This is a genomic window from Shewanella sp. SM74, from assembly GCF_025653725.1.
GTDB classification, from domain to species: Bacteria; Pseudomonadota; Gammaproteobacteria; order Enterobacterales; family Shewanellaceae; genus Shewanella; species Shewanella oncorhynchi.
In genome coordinates, this window is sequence record NZ_JAKKRZ010000004.1 from 95,999 (window position 1) to 110,880 (window position 14,882).

Below are 14,882 nucleotides of genomic sequence, written 5' to 3' on the forward strand. Positions count from 1 at the left end.
ATAAAATAAGGCTTTTGATTACAGTTTAAAGCGATTAACTTCCTGCTGCAATGATGCGGCTAAATGGGCGAGCTCTTGAGCTTGGACCATAGACGTTTGTGCCTCAATCGAGAGATTCTCTGACACTTCACGAATCGACTCTGTATTACGGTTGATTTCGCTGGTGACTGAGGTTTGCTCCTCGGCTGCTGTGGCAATTTGGCTCGCCATATCTGAAATATCATTAATGGCTTTGCTGATTTGCAACAGACTTTCGCTGGCTGAATTAGCATCGGCCACACTGGTTTCTGCCATTTCATGACTTTGAGTCATAGACTTAACGGCTTTGCCTGCGGTTTGTTGTAGGGTTTCGATCATCGCTTGAATTTCTTGTGTCGATGAATGCGTACGTTGTGACAGTACACGCACCTCATCAGCAACTACAGCGAAGCCACGACCTTGTTCTCCTGCACGTGCCGCCTCAATGGCTGCATTGAGTGCAAGTAAGTTGGTTTGCTCTGCGATGCCACTAATGGTCAACAAAATGCTGTTGATCTTTTGTGAGTGCTCGTTCAGTTCACCGATAATTCGCCCTGCAGTTTCGACTTCACTAGCTAAATTACGGATAGATTGCTGGCTTTGCATTACCTGTTTATGGCCATGGTTTGAAAGTCCGACCGCATTTTGAGCGGTCTGCGCTGTATGCTCAGCATTACTGGCAATTTCCTCGGTGGCGCTGGCCATTTCGGTCACCGCAGTGGCAACCATAGTCACTTCATCTTGCTGTACTTCAATGCGCTGACTGTTATCCGTTGCCGATGCACTACTTCCTTTGGCTTGATATTCCAATTGACCCGCAATCTTGTGCATGCGGGAAATCATACCGTGTAGACGTTCTACAAAGCGGTTAAAACCCGAAGCTAACATACCAATTTCATCATGGCTGTTGGCAGTATGAATGCGCACAGTGAGATCGCCATCGCCTTCGGCAATATCATTGAGTGCTTGGGCAACGCGTTCGAGATCTTTGAATTGAATTTTAAAGATGGCGATTAAAATCAAACCAAACAGCACCAATAGTGCAACACCTACGGCAGACATCCACCAAGCGAGATCGGTTGCCTGTGACATGATTTCTTGCTTATCCATCACGAAAATCAGTGCCCAGTCAGTTGAGGGTATTGCCGCAACGTAAACTAATTTAGTGGCACCATCGAGGTTTCGCTCTTCCATGGTATTGGCATTAGTGCGCTGTGATAACCAGTTATTGCTAAAATTACTATCGATTTTAGTGAGCTGTTGAGTATTTAGCTGGCTATTGGGATGACTAATAATGAGCCCTGCATTATCGACCATCAGAGTGTAACCTTTGCCTGGTACTTGGAGGCGCTGCACTGCATCTGTTAACTGATCTATGGTTAAGTTCGCAGCCGCTACGCCTATGAGCTGGCCTGAGCTCATCACAGGTTCTGCTATAGTTACGACTTGTTTTTTCAATGTGGCGCTGACGTAGGGCGCCGTCATGATCATTTTACCCGCCGTTTTAGCATCCATATACCAAGGGCGAACGCGGGGATCATAATTTGCGGTATTCAGCGACGGATCTTGGCGATACATGTTGCCTTGCTCGTCACCATAGTAAGTGAGGGCAAAGTCAACCGCAGTATGCGCTTGCAACAAATGAGGGGTAACGTTGGCACTAGGATCGGCTTCAATGGTCTGCTTTAGGCTAGTAATGGCCATTTTTCTGTCTTGCATCCACTGACCTATGCCGGATGAAAAAGTCTTCGCCAGTTGGTCAATTTCATGTTGGGTGTTTTCTAACGCATTATTTCTAATGAAATAACTAGAGATACTCACGAGTACAGCAATAGTGATCAGTACAGCGGAAAGACTGCTAAACAGCAGCCGCGTTTTGAGTGTCGATCGCATAATCTATATCCTTTATATTCCGTTAGCTCTCTAACGTTGTTTTAGTATAGCGGCAGTACGGGGCAAAACATTAAATCATTGAAGAATTATAGTAATAAATTTAGAAGTGACGCCCATAATTTATGAATTTAATAATTACATGATTTTTATATCAATAACGATTGCGTCAGCGGTTGTTTATTTGATGAGCTGATGGAACTTAGCAGACTAAACTGAAGAGATGAATAATATTTTACAGGTGATAAATAACATTAGTTATCGTCAGTAAGCCGTTAAAATACATAAGCTCAAGCTAACAATTTAATTAAATATGTCACTGGTTGTGAGTGTGATTAATTCATTATTCAGAATGCTGGCTTGTTTATATCAAAGGTTAGTGAGCATAATTTCGCGCGGGTAGCATCTTGTGTGCTGGTTCAAGTTTAAGACTCATCTGTAACAGAACATAAAAAAGGGACTCCTAGGAGCCCCTTGTTCATTTTTAAATGACCTAAATATTAGTGAGTCATTTTATTTTTGATCAGCACACAACGCTGTTCTATTTGACGGGTTTCCAGTAGATTACGGCGGGTAAGGTTAGATAGCCCAGTTTGGCGATCAAGTACTTTGTCCAATGCCGCTATGCTAGTGTAATTACAATCGGTTGGGATGAGGAAATGGCTATAATTACGCATAAATACTGGCCCTTTTTTGTCCATATCCATTAAGCTCGCCAGACGCTCTTCCGCTGTAGCTGCGCTTAATAGTTTTTGCTCAGCAGGATAAAGATTTTGCATAATAATCCGCTGTTTGGAGAAAGGCAGGCTGTCTAGATGGACTTTACTTAACCAACGACGTTTTGCGGCCGCTTCAGGGCGGATCACTTGTGCCGCAAGTGCCGCTTTTTCGCCAGAGTCTGAATTATCCTTGGCAGCTTCTTTGGTTAAGCGCTGCAGCGCGTTAGGAAAATCATAGCGATTAAGCTGGGTGATGATTGCCCATCGTAAATCTTGATCTAAGGTTAATCCCTTAATTTTTGTTTCACCGTCAATGAGTTGTGCTAAATGACGTAGTGAATCTCTATCGCTTGCTAAACTGACATAGGCATTGAACCAGATCCGTTGGAAGTCATTATCGCCTTTATTTTCCATTGCTTTTCTCAGACTCATTTGGCTTAAGCCTTTAATTGCATTTTCTGCGTAGTTTTGCTGAATAGGGGCGATCTGCGCGAGATATTCCTTCGAGCGCAACATGCTATCGATGATCTGACCAACAATTGTGTAGTCCGTTTCAGCAGGCGCGTTAACAAACACTGTGCTTAGGTATTGATCTAAGCTCAATTTACCTTCGCGGACGCTGTCCCACAGACTTTGCCACAGCATAGATCGCAGTAGTGGATCGGAAATATTACTCAGTTGTTGTTTTGCGGTATTAAATGACTTGTCATCAAGCTCGACTTTCACAAAGCCCCAATCATCAAAGTTTGGATAGACTAGGTCTGGGCAGCGCTCACCAATCAGTTGTTTAACTTCAGTACGCTCGCCTTTGTAAGTCACTGGCACTGTAATGTCATTTCGCAGATCAAAGCGACCTTGGGTAAATAAAGCCACTTGGACTTTTTGTTCACGTAATGTGGGTAGCTCTGCGCTTGCAGGGAGCTGTCGTAGGCTAAATTCGCTGATTCGGTTGCCCTCACAACGATATTCCGCCTTGATGGTGTTAACGCCCGCGCTGTAGAGCCATTCTTGAGTCCATGCACTTAAATCGCGGCCAGCGGCTTTCCCTAGGCTATTGATAAAATCGTCTAACTCAGCGTTTTGATAACTGTATTGTTTTAAATAGTTACTGACGCCACGACGAAACACCATGTCCCCGAGTAAATGGCGTAATTGTTTCAGCGTTGATGCGCCTTTTTGGTAAGTGATAGCATCGATATTGTCGAAGGCGTTCTGAGTCGTTGCTACGGGTACTTCAATGGGGTGCGTGGTGACTAAGCTGTCTTGCTCATAGGCTTTTTGCTTGCCTTTAGCATAGAAGGTACGCCAAGCATTAGTGAACTCTGTAGCTTCTTGAGTCGCTAGTGTGCCCATAAATGAAGCAAAACTTTCATTTAACCACAAGCCGTTCCACCATTTCATGGTGACGAGATCGCCAAACCACTGGTGCGCCATTTCGTGCATGATCACGCCTGCAAGATTTTGCTTCTGATCCGCTGTCATAGCCGCTTTATGAAGGAAGATATCTTCGGAAAAGGTCACTGCGCCCGCGTTTTCCATCGCGCCATAAAGGAAGTCTGGCACTAGAATTTGATCGTATTTCTTAAAGGGGTAAGGAATACCAAAGTAATTATCGAAAAAAGTTAACCCTTGTTTTGTATAGGTAAACCAATCTTGCTCCGTGACTTGATTAGCAACGGATTGACGGGCGAACAGGCGCATAGGATAGCGGCCTGAGTTGTCTTGCCACATGTGATAAGGGCCCGCGTGCATCGAAAAGTTATATGGGCTTAGCTTAGGAGTTTGTGGGAAAGTCCAACGATTGTAAGCACCCGCTGGGGTGATTTGGCTTTCACGCATCGAGCTAATGACTTGCCAGTCTTTGGGCGCTGTTACCGTAATTTGATAGTTAGCCTTGAGATCCGGTTGGTCGAATACTGCGAACATCTGCTGAGCAGCAGCGGGTTCAAAATGAGAGTAGAGGTAGACCTTGCCATCGATTGGATCTTTAAAACGGTGTAAACCTTCACCATTGGTGCTGTGGGCACGGCTAAATTGCACTTCAATGGTATTTTCACCTGAGGTGAGCAAACGCGTATTTAAGCTGATGTAAGCGCCATTGTAATTGGGGTATACGGCGGTACCGTTGATGATAAAGCGTTTTATCTGCGCCTTGTTTAAATCTAAGCTCAGTTGTTTTGGCACTTCACTTAATTGAAATGTCGCTTTGGAGGTGGCGGAAAACTCGGCATCCCCTGTGAGCTGAAAATCCAAGTCATAGTGAATATCGGAGATGACCTGCGAGCGAAGCGCAGCCTGATATTGGCTAATATAAGCGCTAGCATCACGTGGACCCGTATTGAGTGTACTTTGGGTTGCACACGACATTAATGTGCCGCAGGTAAGGGCAACGAGACTGGCTTTAAACAAGTTCACAACTTAAATCCTTCAACGATTTGTTTTGTTTTCTGCTTGGATGTTTGCATTCAATATCGTGTGTGTAGGTTTGCCTTTGTGGCAAATTATCCCTCGCGCCAGCGCCAATTTTGAGCATCATCATCGCAGTGTATTTTGGCCGAGTACACTACCTTATTTACCTTGGATTACCAATGTTAAAAATGTAAAAAAAGCCAGCGTTAACGCTGGCTTCTTGAGATTACTGTTTGGCAGAATTAAGTGCCAATAGGACAATTACATGCCTAAGAAAGACTTAGACTTCATCTTACGGATTTCTTTTTCATCAGACCATTCGATAAGGCCTGTTTCTAAATCCATTAAACGCATTGTCATCTTATAGTAGACGTCTTTAGTGCTACCGTCTTGCTTCACTATGCTAGATAAATTGCCATATAACATGTATTGAGCGCCAATTTGACGACCAAACTTGATGGCGGTTGATGGGTCAACCATGCCAGTGTTGTTTTGGTAATCCAGTTGTTTACGGACTGAATCTACTTTAGTCATGTCGATAAAACGGAACTTGCCTGAGCGCAATAATTTGTTACTGATAGAGTCAGTGACAGACTCAGTGTCGATATGTTCTGAGGTTTTGTTTTTGATGCTATCAACAAATAAAATCGGGCGGTCATTGGCTGTTATTGCCACGATAGGAGGGAAAGTCATCATGCTATCCACCATCTTGGCTGCAATAGCTTGTAGATCCGTCGAGCCAAAGTTCTCATTGACGGTTTCAACTTCTGTGGCATCGCCATATTCGACTTTAGATTGACATGCAGCTAGACCCATAACGGCAGCCAGTACAAAAATCAGTTTAAATTGTTTCATAGTCAGTTCCATTTTGTGATTGTATAAACTTAATGACACACGTCTTATTCAAATACCACAACCGCTAGGCTAAATGATTATTGAATAAATTCGGGTGTAATTACCAGTATCAATTGCCCAGACTAAGGTGGTTTTGCCTGCTGCAACATCAATTTTAGCCGGTGGCGCTTTGTCTAACTGCAAAGTGTATTCACCTGCACTCAAATAACGCCGCCCGATCTGTGCTTGTTTAGGGAGCGTCAGCCAACTACGACGATCCGCTTGTTCTGTTACTACGTTAAAAATCTGCATCGCAATGCTGCCAATATCGGCCGCATTGTTACCTGGTTTACCACTCTTCTCAATCTGATAGGCCATCTCAGATTTAGCATAGACCCTAGCGACTTGACGAACTAGCGTCGCGGGCAGATCTTCCTTGAGTGCTGTGATGGCTAAGGCATCGATATTGGCAATAGGTTCAGTTTTCAGCACTGTACCTAAACCTTGCACTTGCGTCTCTGGCACAAAAGTATTGTTTGGCATGTAGGTAGCGAGTGACACTGTCTGCCAGTTACCATGGATAGTAAAAGGTACCGTGAGAGCTTGTTTTGCAGGCACAAAGCCGCGCTCGACCATCAAAATCACTTGACCATCTTTGGGATTGGGCAACTTAGCATCGCCCCAACGGCGCTTAAACTCATCATACTGTGGCATGCCGAGTTGCTTGGCGAGGCGGACCAGATCTTGCTGTAAATAGGTGTTATCTGGAGTGATTTGTGCTGCTTTACGATAATCGATATAGGCATCGTTCGGCTCACCCAGCACTTCGTGCAGTACGCCAGTGGTGTAATAACTGTAAGCGTTTAAGAAAGAACTGGTGACTGTGCCCGCGGCTTGTCCTAGTTTGTTAACCTCGGCATCTATGGTGCCGTTTGCCATGGCTTGAACTGACTTTTGTGATTTTTGATAACGTTCTTGCTCGCTGCTCTGTAGTTCGTTACTGCGACGAACTTCGACGAGAGCCCCCTGATAGTCGCCACTAAACAAATAGTTAAGAGCTTGGTATTGGTGCAGCATAATGCGTTCATACCCAGGGCCTCGGTACGGAATCGCATTGTCGTTTAACACTAAGCTGCTGGCTGTTGCGCCAATGTCACTAACGCTGACTTTGGCCTTATCATCAAAGGCGGTATAAGCATCTACTGCTTGCTGATAATATTTTTTACTGGCAGCAAAATCGCCGGCGACTTGAGCAATTCGTCCCGCTTCTTGGGCATAGAGTAAGCCGTCATTGCCATTGATATTACTAGCAAGTTTGTCGATATCGGCCATGGGAGTCGCACTATTAAGTTCTTGTTTGAGTGGTTCAATCTGCGCAGGATAATTAATGAAAATACTGTTATAAGCGCAGCCCGATAAGTTTAAAACCAATCCCATTGCCAAGGTTGGTGCAATAAATGCGCGAGAAAAAGGTGTAACGAAGGACAGTTTCATTATTGCGCTTCACCTTTTTTGATGGATTGGGCTGAAATCGCCTGAGTCTGTTCTGGCATAAGTGAACGCTCGAGTAATGTGATCCCTTGAAGGTGATCAAATTCATGTTGAAAAATCCGTGCAATAAAGCCCGTTAATTCGGTTTGTTGCCACTCGCCTTGTAAATTTTGATAGCGTACTTCAATGGCTTGATGTCTTTGTATCGTAAATCTTTGCCCCGGTACAGATAAGCAGCCTTCTTCTCCGCTGACCAACTCGCTTGATGCATTAATGATTTGCGGATTAACCACGACCACAGGCGCCATATTAGGCGCGTCGGGATAACGCTCATTAGGGCGAGAAGCCATAATAAATAAGGCTAAAGGGCTGTGAACTTGGGGGGCCGCGATACCAACGCCATTGGCAGCGTCCATGCTGGCAGACATTTGCTCGGCAAGATGCATAAGCTCTGCATCGAAATGGTGTACTGTGATTGCAGTCTGCCTTAGAATGGGTTCACCCACTAACGCTATGGGTAATAGAGTTGGGGTTTCTTTTGGCATTAAATGTTTAAACATCGCATTCCCTGGATATTTTGCAGTAACTGTTTTTTAATCAAAGTTAACATCTAAAGCGTCAGTGTTAATAATGAGGTGGTGGCGTTTCTTCAGCCTGAGTCGCCATATTACTTGGTTCCATGTCCTGCAACTTACCAATTAACATGTGAATTTGGTGTTGCTGGTGAGCCACCAGTCGATTTAATTTGATGACCTCTTGGTTTAATTCTTCGACTGTGAGCTCTTGAAAAGCCAATTTGGTTTCTAGATCTTCAATCTGTGCTTGTACGCCTTGCATGGCTAACCTCTATTTCTGCCAAGTTTCAACTAAGCCTTGGCTACTGATACTAACGACTTTATTGGTATCTCGAATTGCCACAGAGTATACAACGGCTCCTCGATTTTGGCTGTTTTTAGTGAGTGCAACCTGCCATTTTTCAATTTGTTTACCCGAGTCACGTTGCCAGAGTATAACTTCCCGCGCTGGCGTACCTGTTAATAGCTGGCTGTCTTGTTTGATAAACCTCACCGCTGAAAAGTTCATTTGGCGACGGGTAATATCCAGCTTATTTAACAGCTTACCGCTTGTGTTATCCCAGATTTTTGCTTCATCTGTGCTGCCATTGGTAAAACTTAAACTACCACTGTCGTTGAGTGCCACTTTGGTTATACGGCTGCCGAGTGTCCACGTATGAAGCGGTTGGCCAGTTTGTGCCTGCCAGAGAATCGCCTGCATATCATTTGACCCCGTTAATGCTAATCGGCCATCAGCAGAGAGGGCAACACTATTGACGCGCTCTTTATGTCCAAGAAACTTGATTAAGGCAGATTTTTCGGCATTAAGCGACATGACTGAACCATCATTTAAACCAATAAGTAGTGCGCCATTATCTGCTACCGCGACACTTTCACCGGATGAAGGTAAGGACCACCAGCCCAAAGGCTTACCGTCGGCTATTTTCCACATAGCAACTGAATCTCGGCTTAACGATGCTGCAAATATCCCGTTGGGAGAAATCGCTGTACCTGTGACGCCAGTATTAATATCGCCATGTATCCATTGGTATTTGAGGGTAAGGGTGCTGAGATCCCAGCATTGAACTCCACTACTTTGAGTGGCAACTAAGGCGAATTGCCCATTACTTGATAGGCTCGCGCTATAGCTGGGTTCTGTCGTGAGAACACTGATATCTTCTGCTTTGGGGTGGCAAGCGATTAGAAAAACTGTGCAAATTACCAGCAGTAGATTTTTCTTCATGAACTTGCTCCCTAAGTTGTTGTCTTTAGACTTGATCAAGTGACATTAATCACTGTTAACCCATAAAGAATCTAGTTGGTATAACCGAGATAACTAGTATAAAGTTGTCACGCTTAGGTTATTGTAACCGCTTGAGGATGCTGAGGAAGCTTTAATGAAATCGATTTATAAATTATCGTTAGTTGCATTGGCTATTATTGGCCTATCTGCTTGTAATCAAGAAGAAAAAGCAGCTACGAGTACAAATGTTGAATTAACGACTGAAGCTCAAAAAGAAGCTTACAGTGTAGGCGCTTCAATCGGTCGTTATATGTCTGGCCATATCAAAGAGCAAGAAGAATTAGGCCTGCCAGTTGATCGCACTCTGATCGTCACTGGTTTCACTAATGGTCTGAATGACCAATTAAGTTTAACCGAAGAAGAAATGCAAACCATTCTTCAAGGTCTAGATAAAAAGTTAAACGATAAACGTCAGGAACAAGCCACAGCGATTTCTGCGAAAAATATCGAAGATGGTAAAAAATTCCTTGAAGAAAACAAGGTTAAGCCTGGTGTAGTGACAACTGAGTCTGGCTTACAATATGAAGTATTAACTCCAGGCACGGGTGAAAAGCCTGCCGCAGAAGACACTGTAGAAGTGGATTATGTCGGTACTTTACTTGATGGTACTGAGTTTGATAGTTCTTATAAACGCGGCGAAGCGGCTAAGTTCCCTTTGAATCGCGTTATTCCAGGTTGGACTGAAGGCGTGCAATTAATGCCTGTTGGCGCTAAGTACAAGTTTGTGATCCCATCAGAATTAGCCTATGGCGTACGTGATACTGGTACTATTCCACCAAACTCTACGTTGATTTTCGAAGTTGAGTTGAAATCAATCGAGAAAGCTTCTGCGGCGCCAGTAGCTGAACCTGCTAAAAAGTAATTGATTAGCTGCGACGTGTAATACGCCGCAATTGAAAATACCGCTCCTAAATGAGCGGTATTTTTTTGTCTGTAAAATTCGCATTATTGTTTTAATATTGAGTTCACTATCTTACAGCCGTTGGTTCTCAGACTGGCTCTGTGTTTCATTTTTATACCCATCATCAACATTAATCTGCTGCAATAACCAAGGGTATAAATCATCCACTTTAGCAGTTTGACTGTTATGTTTATTTCAAAATAATGAATGCTAAATTAAGTTTTAATTATATCCATTACCTTTTAAGGACCCGTGTTCCTTATATTTTATTGGGTATTGCATACTGAATAATATCATCAAAATATCACATTAAAATATTGATTGTTATTTAAGCAGGATGCCAAATGCTTTGAGCTTATGTGTATTGCTCTTACTGTTTGTTTTTACATGGCTAATACTTTTGATTTACCATCCTGTTCTGTTAGGTGAACAGTGAGATGTCTATAATTAGTTACTCATCAATGTGTTACATTAGCAATGTGCGATCTTGCCCTCTTTTTTTACGCATTCAACTCTGAAATAATCCGCTCGCACGTTAATAGAAGTTAGCGGCAATATTATAATAATGGGGTTGATGATATGGATAATGTTAATAAATTAACGGCTATTTCTTTAGCTGTTGCAGCGGCTTTGCCTATGATGGCAAGCGCAGATGTGATGATCACCGAATATGTTGAAGGTAGCTCAAATAATAAAGCGATTGAACTGTATAACAGCGGCGATACGGCAATTGATCTCGCGGGTTATAAACTGGTTCGTTATAAAGATGGTGCTACTGTTGCGTCGGATATGGTGGCTTTAGGTGGTCAAACTATTGCGGCAAAATCGACAAAAGTTATTTTAAATACTAGCGGTACTATTACTGTTGCTCAAGGGGTTGATAGTTACTCTGGTAGTTTAAGTTTTAATGGCGGTGATGCGGTTGCCTTAATGAAAGATGATGCAGTCATCGATATTATTGGTGATGTGCCGACGCCAACGGGTTGGGGATTAGACGTTACCTTAAAACGTAAATTAGATGCGTTAGTGGCGAATACAGTATTTAATGCCGCCCAGTGGGAACAATTACCTAAAGATACCTTCTCTGGTTTAGGTTCTCTAGAAACGCCTGCTGAGCCAGAAGTGTCGCTCTTTAGCTGTACTGGCGCTAAAATTGTGCCTATTTATCAAGTACAAGGTGCGGGCGAGTCGAGCCCATTTGTACCAGCAGGGGCATTCGAATCTGAAGCCGAAGTGACTGTGCGTGGCGTAGTGACTGCCCGTGGTGAAAGCTTGTTTAAAGGTTTTTACTTACAAGAAGTTAAGGGTGATAACTCACCGTATACCTCTGATGGTGTATTTGTATTCTTAGGTGAAGCTGCACCTGAAGCGATTCAACCAGGGGTTGAAGTGTGTGTGCAGGGTAAAGTGAAAGAATACTTTGGCCTAACTCAAATCGATATTAAAGCCGATAAGAAATTTGATGTTGGCGCTAAGGGTGAAGTCCCTGTTGCCGCACCTTTCTATGTGGCCGATGGCGAAACCTTAGCGCAAGCATTAGAGCGCTATGAAGGCATGAATGTGGCCTTAGATGCGGGCAGCGATCTTAAAATCAGCCGCACCTTCAGCTTCGACTATGCGAGTAGTCGCAATAACATGCTAGTGTCATATCAAGCACCTTTGATGAAGCCTACACAGCTGTATCCAGCGCTTTCTGCTGAAGCAACGGCATTAGTTAAATCTAACCTCGAAAACCAACTCTTTATCGAATCCGATTACAAGCCTGCCAATGGTGTTATTCCATACTTCCCTGATTTCAATGTGGAAACGGGTTACATCCGTGTTGGCGATCAACTGACTAACCTGCAAGGTGTGATTGGTTACAGCTACGGCGCTTATCGTTTAGTGGCGACTAATACTATTACAGCGGGTGATTTTATCCGTGGTGACGATAGAACCGAAGCCCCAAGTGTTGCAACTAAGGGAGATCTGCGCGTGGCTAGCTTTAACGTGCTGAACTTCTTTAACGATGTTGATGGTGGCGATACCAATCCATCAGGCAGTAACCGTGGCGCCCTAACGCTGGAAGAAATGGTGCTACAACGTACTAAAATCGTTAGCGCTATTACCGCCATGAACGCCGATATCGTCGGTTTGATGGAAATTGCTAACAACGGTTTTGGTGAGAAGAGTGCGATTAAGGATTTAGTCGATGCACTAAATGACAAGCAGACGCCTGAAAACGCCTATAGCTTTGTTGAAATCACCGATGCTGATAAGTATGACGGCAAGTACTTTGGCACAGATGCGATTACTGTCGGCATGTTATACCGTGGTGGTAAAGTGGCTTTAGCGGGGGCAGCACAAGTTATCGGTACTCCAGAACAGCACGCCAGTGCTGGCAGCGTGACTCGCACAAAAGATGGCAAAACTGAGACTAACCCTGGCAATGATGCTTATCAACGTCACAGTTTAGCGCAAACCTTTAAAATCCATGATGAGTCTCTGACCGTAGTCGTTAACCATTTGAAATCTAAAGGCTCAGGTTGTTTAGAAGATTGGGTTAACTTCGAAGAGTCAGTTGATCCTGCCGATCAACAGGGCAAGTGTAATGCTTTCCGCGTATCTGCAGCGAAAGTCTTGGGTGAAACGCTAAAAGACGTGAAAGGCGACTTACTGATCATCGGTGATATGAATGCCTATGGTATGGAGGATCCTATCCGTGTACTAACCGACTTCGATGCGAGCAAGTCAGAGCGTGACATCCTGACCGCTTCGTGGACGACGCTCGACGGCAAAGTGTTTGAACGCCAAGGCAGCAAGATTGAAAAAGGTTATGGCTTTATCAACTTGAACACGAAAGCCCACGGTGCAAGCACTTTCTCTTATAGCTATAACGGCGAGTTAGGTAACTTAGATCATGCTTTAGCCAATGCTAGCTTAGCCAAACGTTTAGTGGATATTGAAGATTGGCATATCAACTCAGTGGAATCTAGCCTGTTTGAATACGGTAAGAAGTTCTCTGGTGATCTGGTTAAATCTGAAAATGCTTTTTCTGCATCGGATCATGATCCTGTGATTGTTGCTTTAAGTTATCCTGCGCCAGTAGTGCCGCCAAAACCTGAGCCAAAGCCTAAAGATGATGGCGGTGCTTTAGGTTATTTAGGTTTAGCACTGATGTCCTTGTTTGGTTTGCAGCGTCGTCGCCGTTAACCTGTATATGGGGTTAACTCACAAGTGCAATTTGTGAGCTAGACTGAAACAAAGGGATGGTTAACCATCCCTTTTTTATCTCTTTTTTCAGTTTTTATTAGGAGTGAGTATGGATACCACCTCAAATCCGCTGAAAACCATGAATATCAAGGCGCCACTGTGGTTTTACTTTGTCGCAACGCTCAGTTTGTTGTGGAATATCATGGGGCTGATGGCTTTTGTGATGCAAATGACTATGACGCCAGATGCACTCGCACAGATGAGCCCAGATCAAATTAAACTCTATGAAACGACGCCAATTTGGGTTGATGCTGTATTTGGCTTTGCCGTGGTTTCAGGGGTTCTAGGATGCCTATTATTGTTATTCAGAAAATTAATTGCTTATAAAGTGTTGGTCGCCTCGCTTATCGCTATTTTGTTGCAAATGACCTATGTATTTTGCATTCAGCAAGCGGCTGTGGTGCTAGGAGCTGACGCGTTAATTATGCCAAGTGTAGTCGTGGTGTGGGGATTATTTCTTGTCTGGTTTAGTCAGCTAAGTACCACTAAATCTTGGTTAGTTTGAGCTTTATTTTTGCCGATATTGATGTGACCAGCTGAGAGTAAACTAGTTGAACTTCATCCACTTCACAGTAAACTGCTGATTGGTTTTATTGACTAGGAAGTTGCAATGAGTATTTGGTTTAGAGCTGTAACGTTAGAGGATTGCGCGCGTTTAGATGCCGGTATGGGTGGCAAAGGCACCTTGATGCAGACTTTAGGAATTGAGATCAGTGAGATTGGCGACGATTACATGAAGGCCACTATGCCAGCCAGTCCGGCGGTGCATAACCCTTTGGGCATAGTGCATGGTGGCGCGAATGTCGCGCTTGCTGAAACCGTTGCCAGCTATGCGGCAAATTTCGCGGTGGATTTTGAGCAGTACTATTGTGTCGGTCAAGAAATTAACGCTAACCACTTACGGGCTTCCCGTAATGGGGTATTAACCGCTACGGCTAAGCCTATCCACTTAGGGAAGCGAAGCTCTGTATGGGAGATTTTAATCCACAACAGCGCGGGTGAACTGACTTGTATTTCACGGATGACGGCGGCTGTCGTTAAACGCTAAATGCAATGAGCCAGCTTATTACCTGTGGTGTGAATGGCGTATCAATCGTTTGATTTAAATAATATATAGATAAGGATTGGATATGGATAACGCTACAATTTGGGAATGGGTTGGTTATTTAGCTTCAGTGGTCGTTGCAATATCACTGATGATGTCAAACATTAAGAAACTGCGCTGGTGGAATCTCATTGGTGCGGCTTTATTTGTGGCCTACGGTGTGGCAATTGGGGCTTATCCTGTTGCCTTAGTTAACTTTTTTATCGTGCTGATTGACACTTATTATTTGGTTAAGCTTTATCGTGAAGCCGACTTATCCAGCAGTTAATAGCAGTGTATCAGCTTAACTCCGCTTTCTCGCACCGCACTTCGCTCCATTGTCCTGAACAGCTATTTGGTTTTTAAACAGCATCTTAAGTGATGTGAGCGGACCATTGGCTGTGAGTCCGTGTAATTCATTTACTGT

Annotated in this window: 12 protein-coding genes; 5 read left to right on the forward strand and 7 right to left on the reverse strand. The window is 43.9% G+C overall.

Going from position 1 to position 14,882, the window contains the following annotated elements; genetic code table 11:
• Window positions 1–18 precede the first annotated feature (18 nt).
• The 7 genes from L5M49_RS06180 to L5M49_RS06210 all read right to left on the reverse strand — a co-directional run bounded on the left by L5M49_RS06180 (window position 19) and on the right by L5M49_RS06210 (window position 9,158).
• Window positions 19–1,911, reverse strand: a complete 1,893-nt coding sequence (locus L5M49_RS06180) for a methyl-accepting chemotaxis protein (RefSeq protein ID WP_168824907.1) — start codon at window positions 1,909–1,911, stop codon at window positions 19–21.
• Window positions 1,912–2,408: 497 nt separating this feature from the next.
• The gene (gene pepN / locus L5M49_RS06185; RefSeq protein WP_263145162.1) at window positions 2,409–5,042 is read right to left on the reverse strand and encodes an aminopeptidase N; all 2,634 of its coding nucleotides are present in this window, start codon (window positions 5,040–5,042) and stop codon (window positions 2,409–2,411) included.
• 255 nt (window positions 5,043–5,297) lie between these two features.
• On the reverse strand, window positions 5,298–5,891 hold the full coding sequence (lpoB, locus tag L5M49_RS06190) for a penicillin-binding protein activator LpoB (RefSeq protein WP_173246506.1): 594 nt from the start codon (window positions 5,889–5,891) through the stop codon (window positions 5,298–5,300).
• 69 nt (window positions 5,892–5,960) lie between these two features.
• Window positions 5,961–7,364 carry a COG3014 family protein gene (locus L5M49_RS06195; RefSeq protein WP_113939848.1) on the reverse strand — a complete coding sequence of 468 codons (1,404 nt, stop codon included), beginning with the start codon at window positions 7,362–7,364 and terminating at the stop codon, window positions 5,961–5,963.
• Window positions 7,364–7,921, reverse strand: coding sequence for a peptide deformylase (def, locus tag L5M49_RS06200; RefSeq protein ID WP_263145159.1), 558 nt, complete (start codon window positions 7,919–7,921; stop codon window positions 7,364–7,366). The genes L5M49_RS06195 and def overlap by 1 nt, the downstream gene beginning before the upstream one ends.
• Before the next feature lie 64 nt (window positions 7,922–7,985).
• Window positions 7,986–8,198 (reverse strand): SlyX family protein, encoded by a 213-nt coding sequence (locus L5M49_RS06205; RefSeq protein WP_006080410.1) that lies wholly within the window; start codon window positions 8,196–8,198, stop codon window positions 7,986–7,988.
• Window positions 8,199–8,207: 9 nt separating this feature from the next.
• On the reverse strand, window positions 8,208–9,158 hold the full coding sequence (locus L5M49_RS06210) for a WD40 repeat domain-containing protein (protein ID WP_168824916.1): 951 nt from the start codon (window positions 9,156–9,158) through the stop codon (window positions 8,208–8,210).
• Window positions 9,159–9,312: 154 nt separating this feature from the next.
• On the opposite strand from L5M49_RS06210, the gene fkpA reads away from it, so the two are divergent.
• The 5 genes from fkpA to L5M49_RS06235 all read left to right on the forward strand — a co-directional run bounded on the left by fkpA (window position 9,313) and on the right by L5M49_RS06235 (window position 14,744).
• Entirely contained in the window at window positions 9,313–10,080 is a 768-nt protein-coding gene (fkpA, locus tag L5M49_RS06215; RefSeq protein WP_105250047.1) for an FKBP-type peptidyl-prolyl cis-trans isomerase, read from the forward strand.
• 618 nt (window positions 10,081–10,698) lie between these two features.
• The gene (exeM, locus tag L5M49_RS06220; RefSeq protein WP_263265651.1) at window positions 10,699–13,311 is read left to right on the forward strand and encodes an extracellular exonuclease ExeM; all 2,613 of its coding nucleotides are present in this window, start codon (window positions 10,699–10,701) and stop codon (window positions 13,309–13,311) included.
• Between the two features lie 109 nt (window positions 13,312–13,420).
• Window positions 13,421–13,876, forward strand: coding sequence for a hypothetical protein (locus L5M49_RS06225; RefSeq protein ID WP_113939851.1), 456 nt, complete (start codon window positions 13,421–13,423; stop codon window positions 13,874–13,876).
• A 105-nt stretch (window positions 13,877–13,981) separates the two neighbouring features.
• Window positions 13,982–14,419, forward strand: a complete 438-nt coding sequence (locus L5M49_RS06230) for a PaaI family thioesterase (protein WP_028761594.1) — start codon at window positions 13,982–13,984, stop codon at window positions 14,417–14,419.
• An 82-nt stretch (window positions 14,420–14,501) separates the two neighbouring features.
• Window positions 14,502–14,744: a YgjV family protein gene (locus L5M49_RS06235; RefSeq protein ID WP_028761593.1), complete on the forward strand. Its 243-nt coding sequence runs from the start codon at window positions 14,502–14,504 to the stop codon at window positions 14,742–14,744.
• Window positions 14,745–14,882 lie beyond the last annotated feature (138 nt).

What these genes read in the sequence shown, in the direction of transcription:
- L5M49_RS06180 (WP_168824907.1), bottom strand. Translation starts at nt 1,911, where the DNA reads ATGCGATCGACACTCAAAACGCGGCTGCTGTTTAGCAGTCTTTCCGCT.
- lpoB (WP_173246506.1), bottom strand. Translation starts at nt 5,891, where the DNA reads ATGAAACAATTTAAACTGATTTTTGTACTGGCTGCCGTTATGGGTCTA.
- L5M49_RS06195 (WP_113939848.1), bottom strand. Translation starts at nt 7,364, where the DNA reads ATGAAACTGTCCTTCGTTACACCTTTTTCTCGCGCATTTATTGCACCA.
- def (WP_263145159.1), bottom strand. Translation starts at nt 7,921, where the DNA reads ATGTTTAAACATTTAATGCCAAAAGAAACCCCAACTCTATTACCCATA.
- L5M49_RS06205 (WP_006080410.1), bottom strand. Translation starts at nt 8,198, where the DNA reads ATGCAAGGCGTACAAGCACAGATTGAAGATCTAGAAACCAAATTGGCT.
- L5M49_RS06210 (WP_168824916.1), bottom strand. Translation starts at nt 9,158, where the DNA reads ATGAAGAAAAATCTACTGCTGGTAATTTGCACAGTTTTTCTAATCGCT.
- fkpA (WP_105250047.1), top strand. Translation starts at nt 9,313, where the DNA reads ATGAAATCGATTTATAAATTATCGTTAGTTGCATTGGCTATTATTGGC.
- exeM (WP_263265651.1), top strand. Translation starts at nt 10,699, where the DNA reads ATGGATAATGTTAATAAATTAACGGCTATTTCTTTAGCTGTTGCAGCG.
- L5M49_RS06225 (WP_113939851.1), top strand. Translation starts at nt 13,421, where the DNA reads ATGGATACCACCTCAAATCCGCTGAAAACCATGAATATCAAGGCGCCA.
- L5M49_RS06230 (WP_028761594.1), top strand. Translation starts at nt 13,982, where the DNA reads ATGAGTATTTGGTTTAGAGCTGTAACGTTAGAGGATTGCGCGCGTTTA.
- L5M49_RS06235 (WP_028761593.1), top strand. Translation starts at nt 14,502, where the DNA reads ATGGATAACGCTACAATTTGGGAATGGGTTGGTTATTTAGCTTCAGTG.